General features: G+C 69.9%; 21 protein-coding genes. 14 read left to right on the forward strand and 7 right to left on the reverse strand.

Going from position 1 to position 20,129, the window contains the following annotated elements; translation table 11 throughout:
* The first annotated feature begins 18 nt into the window (after positions 1 to 18).
* Complete coding sequence (locus ACGFIV_RS14305; RefSeq protein WP_358559210.1) at positions 19 to 492, forward strand: MarR family transcriptional regulator; 474 nt, start codon at positions 19 to 21, stop codon at positions 490 to 492.
* Between the two features lie 117 nt (positions 493 to 609).
* Positions 610 to 1,596, forward strand: coding sequence for a hypothetical protein (locus ACGFIV_RS14310; protein WP_358559208.1), 987 nt, complete (start codon positions 610 to 612; stop codon positions 1,594 to 1,596).
* Here the strand turns inward: ACGFIV_RS14310 and ACGFIV_RS14315 are convergent.
* On the reverse strand, positions 1,557 to 1,895 hold the full coding sequence (locus tag ACGFIV_RS14315) for a hypothetical protein (RefSeq protein WP_358559206.1): 339 nt from the start codon (positions 1,893 to 1,895) through the stop codon (positions 1,557 to 1,559). The two genes, ACGFIV_RS14310 and ACGFIV_RS14315, sit on opposite strands and share 40 nt — an antisense overlap.
* Before the next feature lie 297 nt (positions 1,896 to 2,192).
* On the opposite strand from ACGFIV_RS14315, the gene ACGFIV_RS14320 reads away from it, so the two are divergent.
* From ACGFIV_RS14320 to ACGFIV_RS14345, 6 genes are all read left to right on the forward strand, one after another.
* On the forward strand, positions 2,193 to 3,236 hold the full coding sequence (locus ACGFIV_RS14320; protein WP_358559204.1) for an NAD-dependent epimerase/dehydratase family protein: 1,044 nt from the start codon (positions 2,193 to 2,195) through the stop codon (positions 3,234 to 3,236).
* Positions 3,237 to 3,250: 14 nt separating this feature from the next.
* A complete protein-coding gene (locus ACGFIV_RS14325; protein ID WP_358559202.1) occupies positions 3,251 to 4,975 on the forward strand; it encodes an acyl-CoA carboxylase subunit beta in 1,725 nt (574 codons plus the stop codon).
* A 40-nt stretch (positions 4,976 to 5,015) separates the two neighbouring features.
* Positions 5,016 to 5,711: a maleylpyruvate isomerase N-terminal domain-containing protein gene (locus tag ACGFIV_RS14330; RefSeq protein WP_392834900.1), complete on the forward strand. Its 696-nt coding sequence runs from the start codon at positions 5,016 to 5,018 to the stop codon at positions 5,709 to 5,711.
* Between the two features lie 267 nt (positions 5,712 to 5,978).
* Positions 5,979 to 6,548, forward strand: coding sequence for a hypothetical protein (locus ACGFIV_RS14335; protein ID WP_392834903.1), 570 nt, complete (start codon positions 5,979 to 5,981; stop codon positions 6,546 to 6,548).
* A gap of 3 nt (positions 6,549 to 6,551) precedes the next feature.
* Positions 6,552 to 7,037: a hypothetical protein gene (locus tag ACGFIV_RS14340; protein WP_358553166.1), complete on the forward strand. Its 486-nt coding sequence runs from the start codon at positions 6,552 to 6,554 to the stop codon at positions 7,035 to 7,037.
* The gene (locus tag ACGFIV_RS14345; protein ID WP_358553168.1) at positions 7,034 to 7,828 is read left to right on the forward strand and encodes a GDSL-type esterase/lipase family protein; all 795 of its coding nucleotides are present in this window, start codon (positions 7,034 to 7,036) and stop codon (positions 7,826 to 7,828) included. Before ACGFIV_RS14340 ends, ACGFIV_RS14345 begins: the two co-directional genes overlap by 4 nt.
* Before the next feature lie 241 nt (positions 7,829 to 8,069).
* Here the strand turns inward: ACGFIV_RS14345 and ACGFIV_RS14350 are convergent, their stop codons facing one another.
* The 5 genes from ACGFIV_RS14350 to ACGFIV_RS14370 form a co-directional block, all read right to left on the reverse strand.
* The gene (locus ACGFIV_RS14350) at positions 8,070 to 8,819 is read right to left on the reverse strand and encodes an alpha/beta fold hydrolase (RefSeq protein ID WP_392834908.1); all 750 of its coding nucleotides are present in this window, start codon (positions 8,817 to 8,819) and stop codon (positions 8,070 to 8,072) included.
* A 155-nt stretch (positions 8,820 to 8,974) separates the two neighbouring features.
* Positions 8,975 to 9,733: a 4'-phosphopantetheinyl transferase superfamily protein gene (locus tag ACGFIV_RS14355; RefSeq protein WP_358553172.1), complete on the reverse strand. Its 759-nt coding sequence runs from the start codon at positions 9,731 to 9,733 to the stop codon at positions 8,975 to 8,977.
* A complete protein-coding gene (locus ACGFIV_RS14360; RefSeq protein WP_358553174.1) occupies positions 9,730 to 10,017 on the reverse strand; it encodes a hypothetical protein in 288 nt (95 codons plus the stop codon). Before ACGFIV_RS14360 ends, ACGFIV_RS14355 begins: the two co-directional genes overlap by 4 nt.
* A 570-nt stretch (positions 10,018 to 10,587) precedes the next feature.
* Entirely contained in the window at positions 10,588 to 10,845 is a 258-nt protein-coding gene (locus tag ACGFIV_RS14365) for a phosphopantetheine-binding protein (RefSeq protein ID WP_392834912.1), read from the reverse strand.
* 162 nt (positions 10,846 to 11,007) lie between these two features.
* Positions 11,008 to 11,742 carry a GntR family transcriptional regulator gene (locus tag ACGFIV_RS14370; protein ID WP_358553178.1) on the reverse strand — a complete coding sequence of 245 codons (735 nt, stop codon included), beginning with the start codon at positions 11,740 to 11,742 and terminating at the stop codon, positions 11,008 to 11,010.
* A gap of 146 nt (positions 11,743 to 11,888) precedes the next feature.
* Between ACGFIV_RS14370 and ACGFIV_RS14375 the strand changes: the two genes are divergently transcribed.
* The 6 genes from ACGFIV_RS14375 (at position 11,889) to ACGFIV_RS14400 (ending at position 19,666) form a co-directional block, all read left to right on the forward strand.
* Positions 11,889 to 13,169 carry an extracellular solute-binding protein gene (locus tag ACGFIV_RS14375; RefSeq protein ID WP_358553180.1) on the forward strand — a complete coding sequence of 427 codons (1,281 nt, stop codon included), beginning with the start codon at positions 11,889 to 11,891 and terminating at the stop codon, positions 13,167 to 13,169.
* 63 nt (positions 13,170 to 13,232) lie between these two features.
* Positions 13,233 to 14,330, forward strand: coding sequence for a sugar ABC transporter permease (locus tag ACGFIV_RS14380; RefSeq protein ID WP_358553182.1), 1,098 nt, complete (start codon positions 13,233 to 13,235; stop codon positions 14,328 to 14,330).
* On the forward strand, positions 14,327 to 15,169 hold the full coding sequence (locus tag ACGFIV_RS14385) for a carbohydrate ABC transporter permease (RefSeq protein WP_358553184.1): 843 nt from the start codon (positions 14,327 to 14,329) through the stop codon (positions 15,167 to 15,169). The genes ACGFIV_RS14380 and ACGFIV_RS14385 overlap by 4 nt, the downstream gene beginning before the upstream one ends.
* Positions 15,170 to 15,268: 99 nt before the next feature.
* Positions 15,269 to 16,567, forward strand: coding sequence for a beta-N-acetylhexosaminidase (locus tag ACGFIV_RS14390; protein ID WP_358553186.1), 1,299 nt, complete (start codon positions 15,269 to 15,271; stop codon positions 16,565 to 16,567).
* Positions 16,568 to 16,672: 105 nt separating this feature from the next.
* Positions 16,673 to 18,079: a cellulose binding domain-containing protein gene (locus ACGFIV_RS14395; protein WP_392834919.1), complete on the forward strand. Its 1,407-nt coding sequence runs from the start codon at positions 16,673 to 16,675 to the stop codon at positions 18,077 to 18,079.
* 159 nt (positions 18,080 to 18,238) lie between these two features.
* Positions 18,239 to 19,666 carry a wax ester/triacylglycerol synthase family O-acyltransferase gene (locus tag ACGFIV_RS14400; RefSeq protein WP_358553190.1) on the forward strand — a complete coding sequence of 476 codons (1,428 nt, stop codon included), beginning with the start codon at positions 18,239 to 18,241 and terminating at the stop codon, positions 19,664 to 19,666.
* Between the two features lie 24 nt (positions 19,667 to 19,690).
* Here ACGFIV_RS14400 and ACGFIV_RS14405 read toward each other — a convergent pair whose 3' ends face one another.
* A complete protein-coding gene (locus tag ACGFIV_RS14405; protein WP_358553192.1) occupies positions 19,691 to 20,113 on the reverse strand; it encodes a pyridoxamine 5'-phosphate oxidase family protein in 423 nt (140 codons plus the stop codon).
* Between the last annotated feature and the right edge of the window lie 16 nt (positions 20,114 to 20,129).

The following is a 20,129-nucleotide window of genomic DNA, read 5'->3' on the forward strand; positions in this document are numbered from 1 at the left end:
CGAGGAGAGGGTGGAGCTATGGGCGGAAACGGGCACGAGTCCGTGCCGACCGCGCGACTCTTGGCCGAGTCCACCGGCTGGCTGCTCAACGACGCGGCGCGCGAGGTCACGCTGATGCTCGAAGAGGCGCTGAAGAGTGACGATCTTCGCTGGCGTGACTACGGAGTGCTCGTCGTGCTCGAAGCGGCCGGGCCGCTGTCGCAGCAGGAGATCGGTCGGCGGCTCGCCGTCGACCGGTCGACGATGGTGCACATCATCGATGTGCTGGAGGAACGCGGGCTCGTCCTGCGCAGCCGCGACCGCACCGACCGGCGGGCCTACTCGATCGAGCTGACCGACCACGGCCGCGCGCTGCTGGTGGAGGTGCTCCACCCGCTGACGGCGGAGGTCCACGGCCGCGTGATCGGCAGGCTCACGCACGAAGATCGCGACCATCTCAACCGGATCCTCGCCCAGCTGGCCGGCGGCCCCTGGCCTCGGCCAGCTATGTGAGGGTTTACGAACCATCTAATCTCTGATAGTTTCTAATCATACATATCCATGGAGCCGGGCAAGGGTCGAGGACCCCGAGGTCCCCCCTGGGTGAGGTACATGGCCAGGAGGCGAGCCATGGACATTTCCGTCATCGGTGTACCCGCTGAAGCGGTAGAGATCTATCGGTACTTCCTTCGACACCGTGGCGACGGCATCGGCTCGATCCGCCAGGCGCTCGATCTGGACCCCGATACGATCGAGGGTGCCATCGAGACGCTGGGAAGACTGTCCCTGCTCGACCTCACCGACCGCCACCGGGTGGTGGCCACCGAGCCGAGAATCGGCATCGAACGCCTCATAGAGCAGCGCCTGAACGAGCTCAACACGGAGATACGCCGCGTTCTGACCACACGCGACGCCATCGCGTCATTCGTAGAGGATCAGCGGCATGGCGAGAACGCGACGTCCGCGCTCGACATCGAGCGGGTGGAAGGCCTCGACCGCGTCCGCCAGCGGCTCGACGACCTTGGATTCTTCTCGTACAAGGAAACGCTGTGCCTGCATCCGGGGGGACCCCTTTCACTCGGCGCCATCGAGACGGCGCTGCCTTTGGATACTCGCTCGTTGCGCCGTGGGCTCGCCGTCAAGGCGGTTTACCATCCCAAGGCACTTGACGATCAGAACATGTCCGCATATCTGCGTGAGGTCGTCAGCCTCGGGGGTCAGATTCACATCACGGAAGACCCCATGGACAGGATGTTGATTTTCGACCGCAGTATCGCGGTCGTTCCCATCCATCCGAAGGAAAGCTCCCGGGGCGCGTTACTCGTGAAGGAGCCCGGCCTGGTCTCCCAGTTGGTCACCTATTTCGACGGGGTGTGGGACGCCGCCACCGATTTCCGCGAGTTCACCGAGCCCAGTACGGACGCGCCGCTTCTCTCCGAGCTGGAGAGAAAGGTCCTGGAGGTGATGGCGAGGGCCGACAAGGACGAGATCGCGGCGCGTGAGATCGACGTCTCCGTCCGGACCTACCGTCGCTACGTCGCGGACCTCATGGCCCGGCTCGGCGCCGTCAACCGCTTTCAGGCCGCACTGCGCGCCAAGGAGGAGAACTGGATCTGACGGTCCTCGTACGGCCCGGCGGCCTCGCGTAGCGGCCTCGGTGGCCCGTGCCGGCCACCGGCCAGGGTGTGGAGGGTCGCGAGTTCCCAGTCGCCGGCCTCGGGATGGGTGAGGATCGCGGCCACCTGGGCGCGGATCCGCGTGTCGGTCGTGTCCTCGTCGATGTGGACGCGGATGGCGATGTGCCCGAGGACGTGCCGGAGATCCTTGTGCCAGTGCCTGGGCAGCAGGGCCAGTATCCGGATCCCGTCGACCGGTGAATTCGGCGCCGTGTTTCCGCCGGCGCGCCGCATCGTCATTTCCACCAGCATCGGACCGCCCCGCTCGTGAAGTTCTGGTTTCTCATTTCTGGCCTCTTCTCTCGGTCGTCGTTTTCGTTCTCGCATCACCAACTCTCCGATATCCACGGCGCCGGGGCCAGACAATTCCGCGACAGCAAGTTGCACGCCGGTAACAGCATCCTGCCAGCCTTGCGCGCCCTTCTGAGGGGGATACTGGTGATCGACGTGCCTCCTTACTCCGGGTCAAAGCACACTCGGAGATGACAGGCGGGAGGGCCAGGCATTTGACTGGTGTGGATCAGAGGAGATGGTCTGATGCTGGTGAGCGTGACCGGCGGTACTGGATTCGTCGGTGCCCATTCGGTCGCGGCGATTGTGCAGACGGGCCACCGGGTTCGCATGCTCGTCCGCGACGTCTCGAAAGTCGGCCGTGCCCTCGCGCCGTTCGGCCTCGGCCGCGACGACGTCGAGGCCGTTCCCGGTGACGTCACCGACGAGGCGAGCGTGGCCCGGGCGACGCGCGGTGCCGACGCCGTGTTGCACGCGGCGTCGGTGTATTCCTTCGACAGCAGGCTCCGCGCGAGAATGCGCGAGGTCAACGGGCGGGGCACCGAACTCGTGCTCGCCGCCGCGCGACGCGCCGGGGCGGGCAAGATCGTCCACGTGTCCAGCATCGTCGCGATGTTCCCGGCGCCGGGCCGGGTGATCGACGAGGGCTCGCCGGTCGGCCGGCCCCGCGAGACGTACATGGCGAGCAAGGCCGAGGCGGAGGCGATCGCGCGCCGGCACCAGGAGGAGGGGGCGCCGGTGGTCATCACCTATCCGCCCGCCCTGCTCGGGCCGTACGACCCGTACCTCGGCGACCAGAACGCGCGCGTGCGAGCCGTGCTCCGCGGGCTCACCCCCATCTGGCCGCTCGGCGGGTTCCCCATTGGCGACGTGCGGGACACCGCCGCGCTGCACGCCAAGGTGCTCGGCTCGCCGGTCGACGGTCCTGACCGCCACTTCGGGCCCGGCCGCTACCTCTCCACCCGGGAGTACGTGAAGGTGCTGCGCGAGGTCACTGGGCGCGCGCTTCCGGCGCTGTTCCTGCCGGCCCGGGGGATGATCCCGATCGGGCTGCTCACCGATCTGGTCCAGCGAGTGTGGCCGTGGCACATCCCCGCCGAGTACGGAGCCATCTACACGTGCGCCTGCGCCACGCGGGTGGCCGAGAACGCCGGCACGTTCGGCATCGCGCCCCGGCCCGTCGCCGAGACCGTCGGTGACACGGTGCGCTGGCTGCGCGAAAGCGGCCATCTGTCCGCTCGGCAGGCGGGGGCGGTACGTCCGAGCCTGACGTCCGTAGGAGCGCAATGAGGGGAGATGCCGCCATGAGCGAGCGGATCGCGACAAGCCCGAGCCTCGACTACCCCGTGATGGGGGCGCCGTTGGGCACCGTGGAGCTTGACTTCGTGCCGGTCTCCGTGCCCAGGCCGGCCAAGGACGGCGCCCGCGTCCGTCCCGACGAGCAGGTGAACGGGGAACGCCAGGAGGACGCCCCACCGCCCCGGTCGATGGGATCGCTTCGGGAGAAGCACGGGGAGCTGCGCGACGCGATCGTCTCCGGCCGCCCCCAGGGGATCGAGCGGCAGCACGCGCTCGGCAAGCGCACGGCGCGCGAGCGGATCGACGCCCTGCTGGACGAGGGCTCGTTCATCGAGCTCGACATGTACCGACGCCATCAGGCACACGGCCTGCGCATGGAGGACAACCGCCCGCACACCGACGGCGTGGTCACCGGGTCCGGCACGATCGACGGCCGCCGGGTGTTCGTCTACGCCCAGGACTTCACGATCTTCGGAGGGTCGCTCGGCGCCGGGCACGCGGCCAAGATCCACAAAGTGATGGACCTGGCGATCTCCACCGGCGCCCCCATCATCGGCCTGATCGACAGCGGGGGCGCCCGGATCCAGGAGGGCGTGGTCGCGCTCAGCGGGTACGGCGGCATCTTCCAGCGCAGCGTCCAGGCGTCGGGGGTGATACCGCAGATCAGCGTCGTGCTCGGGCCGTGCGCGGGAGGAGCGGCGTACACCGTGGCACTGGCCGACTTCGCCTTCATGGTCCGCGACACCGCGCAGCTCTACCTCACCGGGCCCGACGTCGTCGAGGCCGTGACCGGGCAGCGGGTCACCCACGCGGAGCTGGGCGGCGCCGACGTCCACGGCAAGCGCTCGGGCGTGGCCACGTTCGTCCACGACGACGAGGACGGCTGCCTGCAGGACGTGCGGTACCTCGTCTCGATGCTGCCCGGCAACAACCTGGAGTTCCCTCCCAGCGCGCCCGCCTGCGACGCGGCCACGGACGTACGGCCGAGGCTGGCCGAGATCGTCCCGGTCGAGCCGAACAAGCCGTACGACATGCGGGCGGTCGTCGCCGAACTGGTGGACGACGGCGAGTTCCTGGAGATGCACGAGGACTGGGCGCAGAACGTGATCTGCGTGCTGGCCCGCATCGACGGCGAGGTGGTCGGCGTGGTCGGCAACCAGCCGATGGTGCTGGCCGGCGTCCTGGACGTCCACGCCTCCCAGAAGGCCGCGCGGTTCGTCCGGTTCTGCGATGCCTTCAGCATCCCGCTGGTGACGCTGATCGACGTTCCGGGCTTCCTGCCGGGCGCCGACCAGGAGTACGAGGGGATCATCCGGCACGGCGCCAAGCTGCTGTACGCCTACTGCGAGGCCACGGTGCCGCGCATCCACGTCATCGTGCGCAAGGCGTACGGCGGCGCGTACATCGTGATGGACTCGCGCACCATCGGCACGGACCTCTCGCTGGCCTGGCCGACCAACGAGATCGCCGTGATGGGCGCCGAGGGCGCCGTGAACGTCATCTTCCGCAAGGAACTGGCCGCCGCCGCGGACCCCGCGACGCTGCGCTCCGAGCTCGTGGCCGAGTACGCGGAACAACTCATGCACCCCCACTACGCCGCCGAACGGGGGCTGGTCGACGATGTCATCGATCCGGTGCAGACCCGCTCGGCGGTCGCACGCGGGCTGGCGATGCTGCGCAACAAGCGCAAGCAGTCGCCGCAGCGCAAGCACGGGAACGTGCCTCTGTGACGGTCATGCGGGTTGCGGGCGAGTCAGGGGAGAGTGGCGCATGGCGACCGGCCGGTACGTGACATCCGCTCCCGGCAGGGAGCGCATCCCCGAGGCCGTGGCCTACCGCCACGTCCGGGACAACCTCTCGCGGCTGCTGGCGGAACGCCCGGACGCGGGCGGTGTCCCCGTCGCCGCGTGCCCGGAGTGGACGATCCGCGACGTCGTCGCGCACCTGGTCGGGATCTGCGCGCGGGTGACGGGCGTCCCTGTGGAACCACCGTCCGACGCCGGCCTCGCGAGCCTGCTCACCGCGTGGGCGGACCTGGGTGAGCAGGTGGAGCGGCTCGTCGCCGCGGGCGGGGCCCGGCGGGCACCCACCCTGGTGATGGACGCGTTCACCCACGAACTGGACGTCCGCCACGCCCTGGGCGTGCCGCCGCCCGCCACGCACCCGGCGTACCCGGGGGCGCTCGACGTCGTCGTCTCCGGCTTCTCCGCCGAGGCGGACAGGCTCGGCCTTCCCCCGCTGCGCGTCGAGACCGACGGCGTCTTCTGGGTGACCGGCCAGGGAGGTCCGCCGGTGGCCACGCTGGGCGCGCCCCGGTACGACCTGCTGCGCTCGCTCGCCGGGCGGCGCACGTACGCGCAGATCGCGGGGCTCTCCTGGAGCCAGGATCCGGGGCCGTGGCTGCCGGCCTTCGCCTGGGGCCCCTTCGACCCGCCCGAGCGGCCGGCCGAACCCGCGGCGAGCTGAACCCGCGGCGAGCTGAACCCGCGGCGAGCCGAACCCGCGGCGAGCTGAGCAGGCGGGGAGATGAACCCGTGGCGAGCTGAGCCGGGCGTCGCCGTTCGGTGGCGGTAAGTGAGCAAGCCGGAAGAAGACCGTGTCATGAGCGGCCCGGAACAATTGGACGCAGGTTCCCGGCGCCGTCGCGCGAACGCGGCGTGAGGGGAGCACCCCCCCGTGCGGAGACCCGCGCGCCGGGCTCGCGGTCAAGATTCCTGGGATCGAGGTTTGCGCATGGCGACCGAGGCAGTAACGGCCACTCCAGTCCAGTTGAACGCCCTCAACAGCCGGTACCACAAGGCCGGGCTGGGCGTCTTCACGGTGATAGTCCTGGCCCACTGGGCCGAGCACATCGCCCAGGCGATCCAGATCTGGGTCCTCGGCTGGCCTCTCCCCGAGGCGCGCGGCGTGCTCGGCGTGCCGTTCCCGTGGCTGGTCAAGTCCGAGTGGATGCACTACGGCTACGCCCTGTTGATGCTGATCGGCCTGATCATTTTCAGGAAGGGCTTCACCGGTACCTCGCGCACCTGGTGGACCACGGCGCTCGTCATCCAGATCTGGCACCACTTCGAGCACCTGCTCCTGCTGAGCCAGGCGCTCAGCGGGTCGAACCTGCTGGGCCGTCCCGCTCCGACCAGCATCATCCAGCTCCTGGTGCCCCGGGTTGAGCTGCACCTGTTCTACAACACGATCGTCTTCATCCCCATGGTGATCGCGATGATCCGCCACCTGCGGCCGAGCGAGTCCGAGCGTGCCGCGATGGTGTGCACCTGCGCCCGTCCCGCGCACGCCCACGGCTGGTAAGGGATGACGGCGGAACACGCGAGGCGGGGGCGCTCCCCGTTCTTCACCGCGGTCCTGACCCTCATCGGCGCCTTCCTGCTCTACCTCGTCGTCCCCAACGCCGGCCCGGTCCTGCGCGCGGCGCGGGCCGACGGCGACCCCGGGGTCTTCACCGCGCGGAGCGTCAGCTGCATCCAGCACCCCGGCCACGAGAGCTGCTCGTGGCTCGGGGAGTTCCGGTCCGACGACGGCAGGATCGACCGCGCCGAGGTCGCGCTGTACGGGGCCGACCGGGAATCGCTGGAGCCCGGGGCGGAGACCAAGGCCATCGACGTCGGCCGCCCCAACCTCGTGTACGGGCCGGGGGGCTCCCGCGAATGGGTCTTCCTGGCGCTGCTGCTCCTGGCCGGCCTCGCCGTCCTGGTGTTCGCGTACGCAGGACCGGCGCGCCGTCTGCTCAGCGCTTCCACGCCGGGGAAGACGGCGGTGCGAAGCGCGTCCCACCTGTGAGCGCGCCGCCCGCCGGTCGGCGGCGGGGGACGTGGCCGTCCGCCGGCGGGGGCGCGGCGCCGAACATCATGATCGTCGGTGACTCGATCAGCCAGGGGCGCGAAGGCGACTACACCTGGCGGTACCGGTTCTGGCGGAACCTCACCGAGCTGGGGGTTCCCGCGCGCTTCGTCGGGCCGTGGGCGGGGACGTGGGTGGCCTCCGCGGCCCAGCCGGGCGACGCCCCGGCCCACCCCGGGGACCCCGTCCACGCCGGACGCTACCGGCGGGGGATCGCGTTCGGAGGGAGCAGGCACTACGCGAGCTGGGGACGCCGGCTGCGCGAGGCCAGGGACAACATCGGGGACGCCGTCACCGCCCACGACGCCGGCTACCTCATGGTCGCGCTCGGATTCAACGACCTGGCCTGGGGTGTGTCCGCCCCCGCCGGTCTGCTGGCGGACGCGGAGACCTTCATCACGCGAGCGCGCGACGCCAATCCGGACGTCCAGCTCCTGTTCGCCAACGTCGTGCACCGCACCCCGCTGCGTGAACATCCGAACCTCGCGCGCGACATCACTTCCTACAACCGGGAGCTGTCCTTCCGCCTCGCGGCGATGTCGACGGCCCGGTCGAGGACCGTCCTGGTCGACCTCGGCGGTGTCTACGATCCGTACGCGGACGCCTACGACGGCGTCCATCCGAACAGCGTCGGCGAGATCAAGATCGCGCTGGCCTTCGAGCGGGTCTTCTCCTCGGCGTTCGCCTACGGGGCGGCCGGTCTGGCCACCCCGGTTCCCACTCTGCTGTGAACCGGGGGAGATCCCGTCTGCCGCTCTTCCGGCCGCGCGAGGGCACGGCGAAGCGATGCCGTGAGGGCTGTGGTGGAGGGGCGAGATCGCGGCGCGAGATCCGTGTCCCCGATGGGACCTGTCGCGTGATGCCGCCGACCTCGGGGCCCGCTACGGGGCCGACCTTCGTGCTTCGTCCTGAGCCGTGCTCTCGTCCTGGGCCGTGCCGTCGTCCAGGGTCGTTTCGTTCGTGACGGGCCGGCTAGACGTGGGCGGGGGCGTACGGGGGGTTCTCCTGGGAGGCGATCGAGGTCAGGAGGGTGACGAGCTGGTCGGGGGCCGAGACCATCGGCCAGTGCCCGGTGTTGATGGTGTGGAAGGACCAGTTCGGCTCGGCGCGCATGGCCGCGACGTCGTCGGAGACCCGGCCGCCGAAGTGCTCCTTGGAGCACACGATGTAGCTCGCCCGCTGCTGTGCCAGGGGCCGCGTCAGGACGGCGGGTTCGGACAGCGTGTGCCCGGGATGCCCGACGAAGCGTTCCACCAGCCACTGGGCCTGCTGGATGGACAGATCTTGTCCCTCGGCCACGATCGTGACATCGGGGATCGGCCAGCGCCCGCTGTTCTCGGCGATCAGCGCGAGCTCTCCGGCGCGCTGGCGCTCCGGGAAGGCGTGGAGCATCGACTTCCCGTCGTGCGGCAGGAAACCCTCCACGAACACGGTGTGCGTCACGCGTTCGGGCGCCCGGTCGGCCACCAGGCCGGCGACGATGCCCGAATAGCTGTGCCCCACCACGATGACGTCGCGCAGGTCTTCCTTCGCGAGGATCGACAGCACGTCGTCCACATGGGTGGCCAGGCCGACGGTGGAGACGTCGGCGTCGGGGCTGGACAGTCCCGACAGGGTGATCGGGCGGACATGGTGGCCGAGGTTACGCAGCCCTCGGGTCACCGGCTCCCAGGCCCAGGCGCCCATCCATGGGCCCGGAATGAGGATGAAATGATTTGTCACGGCAGGTCGGCTTCCTCTCCTTTACAGCTAGACTGCCTCTCAAACAATACGGAAATCGGACCTGGCGGTTAGTTTATCGGCGCGGCCGGGGGCTCTGCCGAAGAAGAATTCCCGTAGTTATTCAACAGTCTCGTGCCGGATCGAGTCAATGGTGGTCAGGCGGCTATGGGCGCCGCGGAAGAGAACGAGTTGTGGCGAACGGCGGTGGCCTCCCATTCGGAGATCGTGATCGGGGCGGTGTCCGTGAGGACCGCGACCACGCCGACGTACCCGTCACCGGGGTAAAGGGTGGTGATTCGCACGCTTTCGGGGGAGATATCGAGCGGCCATGCGAGCAGTTCGGGCTGCTCCAGGGGACCGCTGACCTCCACCTTGTCCGGGGGGATCCGCAGCCCGTGGCCGGTCGCCTTGAGCACCGCCTCCTTGCACACCCACATCCGGGCGAAGCCCGCCTGCTGGTCGCGCTCGGGGAGCGTGCCGAGGACCGCCTTCTCGGCCGGGGACAGCGCGCACCGTATGAGCTCGCTGACCGGCGCGGTCGGGATCTCCTCGACGTCGACGCCCACCGGGCCCGCGGTCGTCAGGGCCACCGCGACGCGGTTCCCCGAGTGCGAGATCGAGGCGTGCAGCGAGTCCCCGGTGAGGATGTACGGCCTGCCGTGCGGCTTGTCGCAGCTCCCGCAGCGCCGCTCGATGGGCACGTCCTCGGGCGGCATGTCCAGCTGGGTGGCGGCGGCGGTGCGCAGCAGCCAGGCGGCAGTGACGAAGCGGCGCCGGTCCTGCTCGCGGCGGTAGGTCGTGGAACGCTTCAGCTCGGTTTCGTTGAGCACGCCGAGCAGCGTCTCGATCGGCTGGTCCTGCGGGTCCGCCCACCATACGCGGCATTCGGCGGACTTCAGGGCGAGGGCGTTCATGGCGTGTCTTCCTTCGCTTCGTTGTGGCGGGTGGTCAGGGCGTGGCAGGTGACGAGCTCCCAGTCGCTGACTTCGGGATTGGTGAGGATGGCGGTCACCTCGGCGCGGATCTGCGCGCTGCTGATCTCCTCGTCGGTGTGGACCCGGATGGCGATGTCGCCGGTGACGTTCTTGAGGTCCTTACGCCATTCCTTCGGTAGCAGGGCAAGGATCCGGATTCCGTCCACCGGTGAATTCGGTGAAGGTTCTCCGGCCGTACGGCGGATTCTCAGTTCGACCAGCATCTGATTTCTTCCTCAGTCCCAGGTGGTGCCGGGTGTGGCATTCGCGGAGTCCCATGTGGTGCCGGCGGCGAATTTGAATCCGGAGGAGCGGTTCGGGTCCTTCATTTCGTGGTCTCATTTCCTGGGCTGCGGTATCTCTTCTCGCACAACCAACTCTCGGCGATTCATGGCCCGCGAACCAGACGATTCCAAGTCAGCAAGTTGCACGCGGGTAGCAGCTTCCTGCCAGCGGCCGGCGGGACATGCCCGCTCGGGACGGCAGGAGGGGAACAACCCCAGGTAGACGGCCCGCGCGACCCGCGCGCAGGCCGCCGGAGATCCGGGCATGGCCGCATCCGGACAGCGCCTTGGTCAGGGCGTGCATCCGGACAGCGCCTTGGTCAGAGCCGCGCACGCGGGCACGGCGCGGACGGTCAGGGCGTGCCCGTGGTGGCGGTGCGGAGAATCCCGCGTTCCTCGGGCATGGCGCCGGGATTCCGTGGTCCCCGGGCATGGCGCTGGGATTCCAGCGGTCCCCGGGCATGGCGCCGGGAGTCCCGGGGTCCGGGAGGGTGGTGCCGGAGCGTGGGCCTAGACGCCCAGCTCGCCCCGCTCGTCAGGGGATGAGACGGTCCGCGCCTTCGTCATGACGTGGCGCACGAAGGCGTCCAGGCTCTCGTGCTCGAACAGGTCGCCCACCTCGACCCTGACGCCGAGCTCGTCGTCGATACGCGAGACGATTCGCAAGGCGGACATTCCCCGGCCGCCCAGCTCGGAGAACGTGGCATTCGCCTCACCGGGCGAGACGCCGAGCACGTCTTTCCAAATTTCCTCGACCCGCTTCTCCATTGCCGAAGAACTTATGTCCCCCACGCGACCACTCCCATTCGACGCCCGTTCACGTGCCCGGCACCCCCTGGAAGGACCGTACCCACTCGCCATTGGCGCATATTGGGCCCCGCCCAGGCAAGCTCACGGGCGGACTCGGGCGCATGTGCGGGGGGTGCGGCCTCAGCCGGAGTTGGCGTCGAAGTGGAGTTCGGAGGTGACGCGGTAGCGGTCGCCCCGGTAGATGGAGCGGACGAACTCGACGATCCGGCCGTCGGCATCGCGAGTGGTGCGTTCCACGCCGAGGGCGGGGAAGTGCTGGGGGACGTGCAGCAGCTCGGCCTCGGTCTCGTCGGTGACGGTGGCCTCGATGGTCTGCACGGCGCTGCGGACGTCGACGCCGAACCTCTCGCGCAGCAGGCGGTAGAACGACCCCGACTCCATGTCGGCGGGGACCAGGCCCTCCACCAGGGCGTCCGGCAGCTGGATGCGCTCGATCGCCATCGGCTCGTCGTCGACGATGCGCAGCCGTACCACGCGCAGGACGGGGGCGGCGGGGGAGAGCCGGAGCCGGGTGGCGAGCTGCGGGCCGGCGGGGACGAGGCCGAACTCCAGTATCCGGCTGAGCCACCGGCCCTCGGCCGGAGGGGCGTAGAAGGAGCCGCTGGGCGTGGCCGACAGCGCCTGGGTGACCCGGTGGGGACCGGTGAAGGTGCCCCGGCCGTGCTCGCGGACCAGCAGGCCCGACCTGACCAGATCGTCTATCGCCGCACGCAGGGTGGGGCGGGACACCCCCAGCTCCTTGCAGAGGTCCCGCTCGGACGGGATGGCCTCGCCCGGCCGCTTGTCGGCGATGAAGTCGAGCAGGAAGTCACGCACCCGATCACGCTTGAGCCCGGCCCGCATGTTCAGAGTCACACCAGTGACATTACCAGCGTATTACCAATCTTGGGCGGCCCCCCTGGGCTCTGCTTTCGGGAAGGGTCTTGACGCGCCAACTGGTTAAGACCACTCTATCCATATCGGGCGGATTGCTTACCAATATCTGACCAATGGGAGATCCCGTGAGGTATCGCCTTCTCGCCGCGACAGGAGTGCTGGCGCTCGCCGCCGGCCTGACCGCGTGCGGTTCCCCCTCCCCGTCCACCGGCTCTTCCGGCTCCTCAGGAGCGGGCGAGGCCCAAGCGAAGCTCACGGTCTGGGTGATGCGCGACAGCTTCTCCGACGCGGTGCTCGGCCGCTTCACGACCGAGTTCCAGCGGACCCATCCCCAGGTGACCCTGGACGTCCAGATCCAGGAATGGGACGGCATCGGCCAGAAGGTGACCAGCGGCCTGGCCAGCAACGACGCCCCCGACGTGATCGAGGTGGGCAACACCCAGGTCGCCGAGTACGCCGCCAGCGGCGGGGTGAAGGACCTCACCGACAAGGTCGCCGACCTCGGCGGCGCCGACTGGCTCCCCGGCCTGGCCGAGCCCGGCAAGATCGACGGGCACCAGTACGGCATCCCGTGGTACGCGGCCAACCGTGTGGTGATCTACAACAAGGACCTGTTCGCCAAGGCGGGGATCACCGCTCCGCCCAGGACGCGGGAGGAGTGGCTCGCCACCACCGCCAAGCTCGACAAGGGTGGTGACCAGGGCATCTACCTCGCGGGGCAGAACTGGTACACCCTCGCGGGGTTCATCTGGGACGAGGGCGGCGACCTCGCGGTCAGGGACGGCGCCGGGTGGAAGGGCGCCCTCGACACCCCGCAGGCGCTGGCCGGCATGGACTTCTACAAGCGGCTCCAGGCCCTCGGCAAGGGCCCGAAGGACTCCGACGAGAGCCGGCCGCCGCAGGCGGACGTGTTCGCCAAGGGCGACGTCGCGCAGCTCATCTCCACCCCGGGCGGCGCGGTGGCCATCGAGAAGGCCAATCCCGGTCTGGCCGGCAAGCTCGGATTCTTCCCGATCCCGGGCAAGACCTCCGACAGGCCGGGCGCCGTGTTCACCGGGGGCTCCGACCTGATCATCCCCGAGGCGTCGAAGAACCAGGACCTCGCGTACGAGGTGGTCAAGGCGCTGGCCGGGGAGGCGTTCCAGGTCGACATGGCCAAGGAGATGAGCTACGTCCCGAACCGCGTCTCGCTCGGGAGCGCGCTCGACGGCAACGAGGGCACCGCCGCGATGGCCGCCGGAGCCGCGAACGGCCACGCGACCCCGAACTCGCCCAACTGGGCGGCGGTCGAGGCCAAGAACGTCATCAAGGAGTTCATGACCAAGGCGCTGACCGGCGGGGATCCGGCGGCGGAGGCGGCCACGGCCTCACAGACGATCACCACGATCCTCAACACCAAGTCCTGAGCGCCGGGGCTTCCCTCCAGCCGAACCCGTCGAACCCGTCGAACCCGTCGACCGAGGAGTGTCGTGTCCGTCTCACCCCTGACCCCCACCCCACGGCGGGGGCGCGGCAAGGAGGTCTCCGGGGCGCCGGAAGGGCCGGACAGTTTCCCCGGGGCGCCGGAGGGTCCGGTGGGCGTCCCCGGGGCGTCCGCCGGTCGTACGAGCCGTCCCGGTACGTCCGCCGCCGGTCCGCGCCGTCCCGGGGAGGAAGGCGCGGACCGGAGGGGGCCGCGCATGGCCGGGCTGTGGCCTTACCTGCTGGTCGCGCCCACCGTCGCCGGGGCCGCCTTCCTGCTGCTCTACCCCCTGACGCGCAGTGTGGTGATCTCGTTCCAGCACTTCAGGACCGGTGAGCTGATTCGAGGCGGGGCGGCGTTCGTCGGCCTGGAGAACTACCAGGAAGTTCTGGGCGGCGCCGAGTTCTGGGCGGTGGTGCGCCGCACGCTGGTCTGGACGGCCGTCAACGTCGTCCTGATCATGGTGATCTCCACGCTGACGGCGCTGATGATCGCCCGGCTGGGCAGGCGCATGCGGACGGCCGTGATGGGCGGCCTGGTCCTCACCTGGGCGACGCCGGTCCTGGCGGCGACCACGATCTTCCAGTGGCTGTTCCAGTCGCGGCTGGGCGTGGTCAACTGGCTGCTGGTCAGGCTCGGGTTCGAGTCGTTCAGGGACTACACCTGGTTCGCGGGCGGCTCCTCGACGTTCGCCATCCTGGTCATGCTGGTGGTGTGGCAGTCGGTGCCGTTCGCCGCGCTCACCCTGTACGCGGGCCTGACCACGATCCCCGTCGAACTGGACGAGTCCGCCCGGATCGACGGGGCGACCGGAGCGCAGATCTTCCGCGAGGTCACCTTCCCCATCCTCCGTCCGCTGTTCGGGCTGATCACCTCGCTGGAGGTGATCTGGGTGTTCAAGTGCTTCGCCCAGATCTGGGCGATCAGCAAGGGCGGCCCGGAAGGGGCCACCACGACCCTGCCGATCTACGCGTTCCAGGTCGCCCAGTCGCTGCACAGGTACGACCTCGGCTCGGCGATCTCCACGCTGACCGTGCTGATCCTGCTGGCCGTCCTGCTCACCCACCTGCGGCGGATGCTCAAGCACGAAGGAGAGGTCCTGTGACACCGCTGCCCCGGCGGCTCGCCCGCCGCGTCCCTTTGAACCTGGCGGCGCTCGCGGTCCTGGTCGTCTCGGTCTTCCCCGTCTACTGGATGGCCGTCACCGCGTTCACCCCGGCCGCCGACATCCAGTCGGAGACGCCGACCTTCTGGCCGGCCCATCCGACGGTGGAGCACTTCGTCACCGCCGTGAGCGCGGACGGCTTCGGGATGTTCTGGCGCAACAGCATCGTCGTCACCGTCTCCGCCGTGCTGCTCTCGCTGGTGGTGGCGCTGCTGGCGGCGTTCGCGGTCGCGCGGATGCGGTGGCGCGGCAGGCGGGCGTTCATCCTGATGGTCTTCATCGCCCAGATGGCGCCCTGGGAGGCGCTGCTGATCTCGATGTTCATCATCGCCCGCGACACCGGCATGCTCGACAGGCTCTCGATGCTGACCCTGCTCTACTTCATGGCCACGCTGCCGTTCACGATCGTGACCCTGCGCGGCTTCCTCGCGGCGATCCCGCCGGAGCTGGAGGAGGCCGCGATGATGGACGGCGCCAGCCGTACGGTCGCCTTCCGCCGGGTCGTCCTGCCCCTGCTGGCCCCCGGCCTGATGTCCACCTCGCTGTTCGGCTTCATCACCGCCTGGAACGAGTTCGCCTTCGCCAACGCGCTGATCATCAAGAACCAGGACGACCGGACCCTGCCGGTGTGGCTGTCGTCCTTCAGCAACATCTTCGGCACCGACTGGGGCGCCACGATGGCCGCCGCCGGCCTCTTCATGCTCCCCGTGCTGCTGATCTTCCTCGTCCTCCAGCGCAGGGTCACCTCCGGCATGATCGCCGGCGCCGTCAAGGGCTGACCTCGGACTCCACCTTCTCCCTTGGCGCGCCTGCGCCAAGGGCGTGCGTCAGCGCGCCCGTGAACAGGGCTCGTGAAGCTGCGAAAGGAAGAGACAAACGTGATCATTCCGCGGCCGCGGGAGCTGGCCGTCCTCGGGGGCTCCGTCGCTTTCCACCCAGATCTTGTACGGCTCGCGCCGCAGGACCCGTCCTTGGGAGAGGAGGGATACCGCCTGCGGGTCGGCCCGTCCGGGATAGAGCTCGCCGCCGGAGGCCGGGCGGGCCGGTTCTACGGGCTCCAGACCCTCGCCCAGTACGGCGCCGCCGTGCCGTACGGGACCATCGAGGACAGGCCCCGGTTCGGCTGGCGCGGCGTCATGCTCGACGTGGCCCGCCACTTCATGCCCAAGGCGTTCGTGCTGCGCCTGATCGACCTGCTGGCCGAGCACAAGCTCAACATCCTGCACCTGCACCTGACCGACGACCAGGGCTGGCGGCTGGAGATCGAGCGCTATCCCCGGCTGACCGAGGTCGGCGCCCGGCGTGGCGGATCCCCGGCGCCGGGGGACTCCCGGGAGTTCTACTCCCGCGAGGACGTGCGGGAGATCGTCGCCTACGCCGCGGAGCGGTTCGTCACCGTGGTCCCCGAGATCGAGATGCCCGGCCACGTCCAGGCCGCGATAGCCGCCTACCCCGAGCTGGGCAACGAGCCGTCCCGGCGGCTTCCTGTCTGGTCGGAGTGGGGGATCAGCGAGCACGTGTTCAACCTGGAGGAGTCCACCATCCGGTTCTGCCAGGACGTCCTGGACGAAGTGGTGGAGCTGTTCCCCGGCCCGTACATCCACGTCGGCGGCGACGAGTGCCCGCCGGTCGAGTGGGAGCGCAGCCCGAGGGCGCTGCGGCGGCTGGATGAGCTCGGGCTGGCCGGGCCCTCGCAGGCGTGCGGGTGGTTCATCGGCCGGATGGCCGAGCACCTGTCGGGGCACGGGCGCAGGCTCATCTGCTGGGACGAGCCCGACCGGGAACCCGCGCCCGGCACGACGGTCATGGTCTGGCTCGACGAGCACGCCGGAGGGGACAGGACCGACATCATCCTGGCCCCCCACACGCGGACCTACCTCGACTACTACCCGTCGGACGCCCCGGGGCAGCCGCCGGCGCAGCCGGGGGTCGTCACGCTCGCCGACGCCTACGCCTTCACCCCGGACCCGGGCGTGCGCGGGGTGCAGTGCCAGATCTGGACCGAGTACATGCCCACGCCGGAGCAGGTGGAGTACATGGCCTTCCCCCGGCTGTGCGCGTTCGCCGAGGTGGCCTGGGGGTCGCCCCGCGATTACCCGGACTTCCTGCGGCGGCTCGACCCGCACCTCGCCCGGCTGACCGCCCAGGGCGTCCACGTGGGGCCGCTCATCCCGTAGCCACCCGATCTCGCCCCGCGAGCCCGATGAACGCGTTCACGCCCCCTGCGGAGCGGAACCGCACGTGAGCGCAGGAAAGGAATGAAAGTGCCAAGGAAGACCAGAGTGTCGAGGAAGCTGTTACTGGGCGGGCTCGTGGCCGCCCTGCTCGCGGCGCTGATCGGGGTGAGCGCCGCCGGCCCGGCGGGCGCCGCCCAGTCGCTGCGGCTGCAGTACAAGACGAGCGCCACGGGCGCCACCGCCGACCAGGTCGAGCCGTGGTTCAACCTCGTGAACAACGGCACCACGACGGTGGCGCTGAGCGGGGTGAAGATCCGCTACTACTTCAAGGCCGACTCGGCGTCGCAGCAGTACCGCTTCGCCTGCTCGTGGGCGGTGATCTCCTGCTCGACGGTGACCGGCGCGTTCGGCGTCATCTCGCCCGGTACGGCCACCGCCGACCGCTACCTGGAGGTGGGCTTCACCTCGGGCAGCCTGGCGCCCGGAGCGCAGACCGGTGACCTGCAACTGCGCTTCTACCGGTCCGACTGGCAGACGATCACGCAGAGCGACGACTACTCGTTCGGCCCCGCGCGCACGACCTACGGCGACTGGACCAAGGTGACCGTCTACCAGAACGGCGTCCTGCTCTGGGGCACCGCTCCGGCGGGAGGCGGGACCTCTCCCTCGCCGACCCCGACCGTCACGCCGCCTCCCGGGGGCAACGCCGGGGTCGTCTTCGACGACTTCGCGTACACCGGCTCCGACGACCCGGCCATCACCGCGCACAACTGGACCGTCCGCACCAACTCCGGCGGCCCCGGCGTGCCCGGGGCGAGCTGGCCGAAGGGCAACGTCAGCTTCCCCTCGATCGGCACCGGCAACCAGGCGCTCCAGCTCAAGGCCGTCACCGACGGCACGGGGGCGGGGACGCAGCAGGCGGAGTTCCTGCACCAGCGCAAGTTCCTCGAAGGCACCTACGCCGCGCGCGTGAAGTTCTCCGACGCCCCCGTCAGCGGCCCGGACGGCGACAACATCGTGGAGACGTTCTTCACGATCACCCCGCTGGCCGCCGACCTCGACCCGGACTACAGCGAGCAGGACTTCGAGTACCTGCCCAACGGCGGCTGGGGCGAGACGGGCGACATCATGTACACCACCTCGTGGGAGACCTACCGCAACGACCCGTGGCTGGCGGTCAACGTCCACAACGAGGTCAGGGCGAGCTACGACGGCTGGCACGACCTGGTCCTCCAGGTCTCCGGAGGGCTCATCAAGTACTACATCGACGGCGCGCTGTTCGCCCAGCACGGCGACATCTACTACCCCGAGACCGTCCAGTCGGTGAACTTCAACCTGTGGTTCATCAGCGGCGGCCTGGTCGGCAGCTCTTCGCAGCGCGGTTATGTCCAGCAGGTCGACTGGTTCTACCACGCGAAGAACGAGGTCGTGGCGCCCGCCGACGTCACGAGCCGCGTCAGCGGGTACCGCTCCACTGGGACCCGCTGGGTTGACACCGTCCCCGCCTCCTGACCGATGATCGCGGTACGGCTCGCGCCGCTCGGGGGCGCGAGCCGTACCGGCACGCCGGGCGGGAGTGGGAGGAGCGGTCGGCGCGGCCCGCATCGTACGGTCGGGAGGGGGCAGGTAGGGAAGGGACAGGGTGCCGGCCGAGATCGAGGAGGTGGGCCCGTGCGGCAGCTCAGCGCGCTCGACGCGCAGTTTCTCAACTTCGAGACCGAGACGAACGTCGCCAACGTCGCCGGGCTGTCGATCCTCGAAGGCGAGGTGACCCGTGACGACCTCGTCAAGCTCGTGGAGGAGCGGTCGGCGCTGGTCGCGCCGCTCCGGCAGAGGGTGGTGCCGGTGCCGCTCGGCCTCGACCATCCCTACTGGGCGCAGGACGAGGCGCTGGACCTCGACTACCACGTGCGCGAGCTGGCGCTCCCGTCTCCGGGGACCGACCGGCAGCTCGCCGCGCAGGTGGCCAGGCTGCACGCGCGGCGGCTGGACCGGCGCCACCCGCTGTGGGAGATGTACCTGATCCACGGGCTGGAGGGCGGCCGTACCGCGCTGTACACCAAGCTGCACCACGCCGCGATCGACGGCATCGGCGGGGCCGACGTGCTCGCCGCGTTCATGGACACCGAGCCACGGCCGAAGCGCCGCGCCGCCGGGCGGCCCGCGGAGCCGGAGCGCGCCCCGGAGACGGCGGAGATGCTGCTCAGGACCGCGGGACGGCTGGTCGCCAACCCGGCCCACCTGCTGAGGTTCTTCGCCGAGGCGATGCCCTACCTGGACGAGATCCCGGTCATCTCCCGGCTGCCCGGCGCGGTGCCGGTGTCGCGGGCCACCCGCTGGCTGGCCCGCCAGGTCGGCCTCGGGAAGGAGGTCCCCGAGCTGCCGAAGCTCACCGCGCCCCGTACGCCCTTCAACGGCCCGGTGTCCGCGCACCGCCGGTTCGCTTTCGTGGAGATCCCGCTCGACGAGGTCAAGCAGATCAAGAACGCCTTCGGCATCACCGTCAACGACGTGGTCATGACCCTGGCGGCGACGGCCGTCCGGCGCTGGCTGATCGCGCACGAGGCGCTCCCCGCCGAGCCGCTCGTGGCGGGCGTCCCGTTCTCGTTGCGGGACGCGGGCGCGGACGGGCCGGGCAACCAGGTCACGCTCATGATCACCTCGCTGGACACCCAGATCGCCGACCCGGGCGAGCGGCTGGAGGCCGTCCACCAGGCGATGCGGCGGATCAAGGACCGCTTCAACCTGTCCCCCGCGCGCTGGCTGCGGCACCTGAGCGAGAGCATGCCCGCCGCCCTCACCGGCCTGGCCGACCGCGCCGCCTTCGGGCTCGTCGCCCAGACGTCGCCGCCGGTCAACCTGATCATCTCGAACATCCCCGGCCCGCAGATCCCGCTGTACGTGTGCGGGCGGCGGCTGCTCGCGCAGTACCCGGTGTCGGTCGTCACCGACGCGAGCGGAGGCCTCAACATCACGGCCTTCTCTTACGACGGGCAGATCGACGTGGGGGTCGTCGCCTGCCGCACGATGGTGCCCGACGTGTGGAGCGTCGTCGACCACCTGCGTGAGGCGCTTGAGGAGCTGAAGGCGCTCACCTGAGCGCGGCCTCCCCAGGGGTCCGGCTCAGGTGAGCGCGGCCTCCCCGTGGATCCGGCGTCCGGTGATCTGCTGGGGGTACATGACGATGAAGTGGTCGCCGCCGCCCCGCGCCCACGGGGTCAGGGGGAGCAGGGCCAGCCGCTCGATCTCCGCGAGGTCCTGTACGGCCCGGGCGTGCCCGACCATGGTGACCGACCATCCCTGGTGCGCCCGCGCGTCGAACTCGTCCGCCTCGAAGGCCACGACCGCGTTGCGGGCGGCGGACGCCAGCCGGGAGCCGGCGGTGGTCCGGATCACGACATGCTCGCCGTCGAGGACGAACCCGACGGGCTGGACGGCGGGGAGGGCGCGGTCGGTGAACACGATGCGCCCGACGGGGACGGAGGCCAGCAGCACGAGGCACTCCTCGCGTGACAGCACCTGCAACCCCGCCGAATCCAGTGTCATGGGTCCAGATTGCCCG

Origin of the sequence: Sphaerisporangium sp. NPDC049003 (genome assembly GCF_043197795.1) — a bacterium.
Taxonomy (GTDB): domain Bacteria; phylum Actinomycetota; class Actinomycetes; order Streptosporangiales; family Streptosporangiaceae; genus Sphaerisporangium.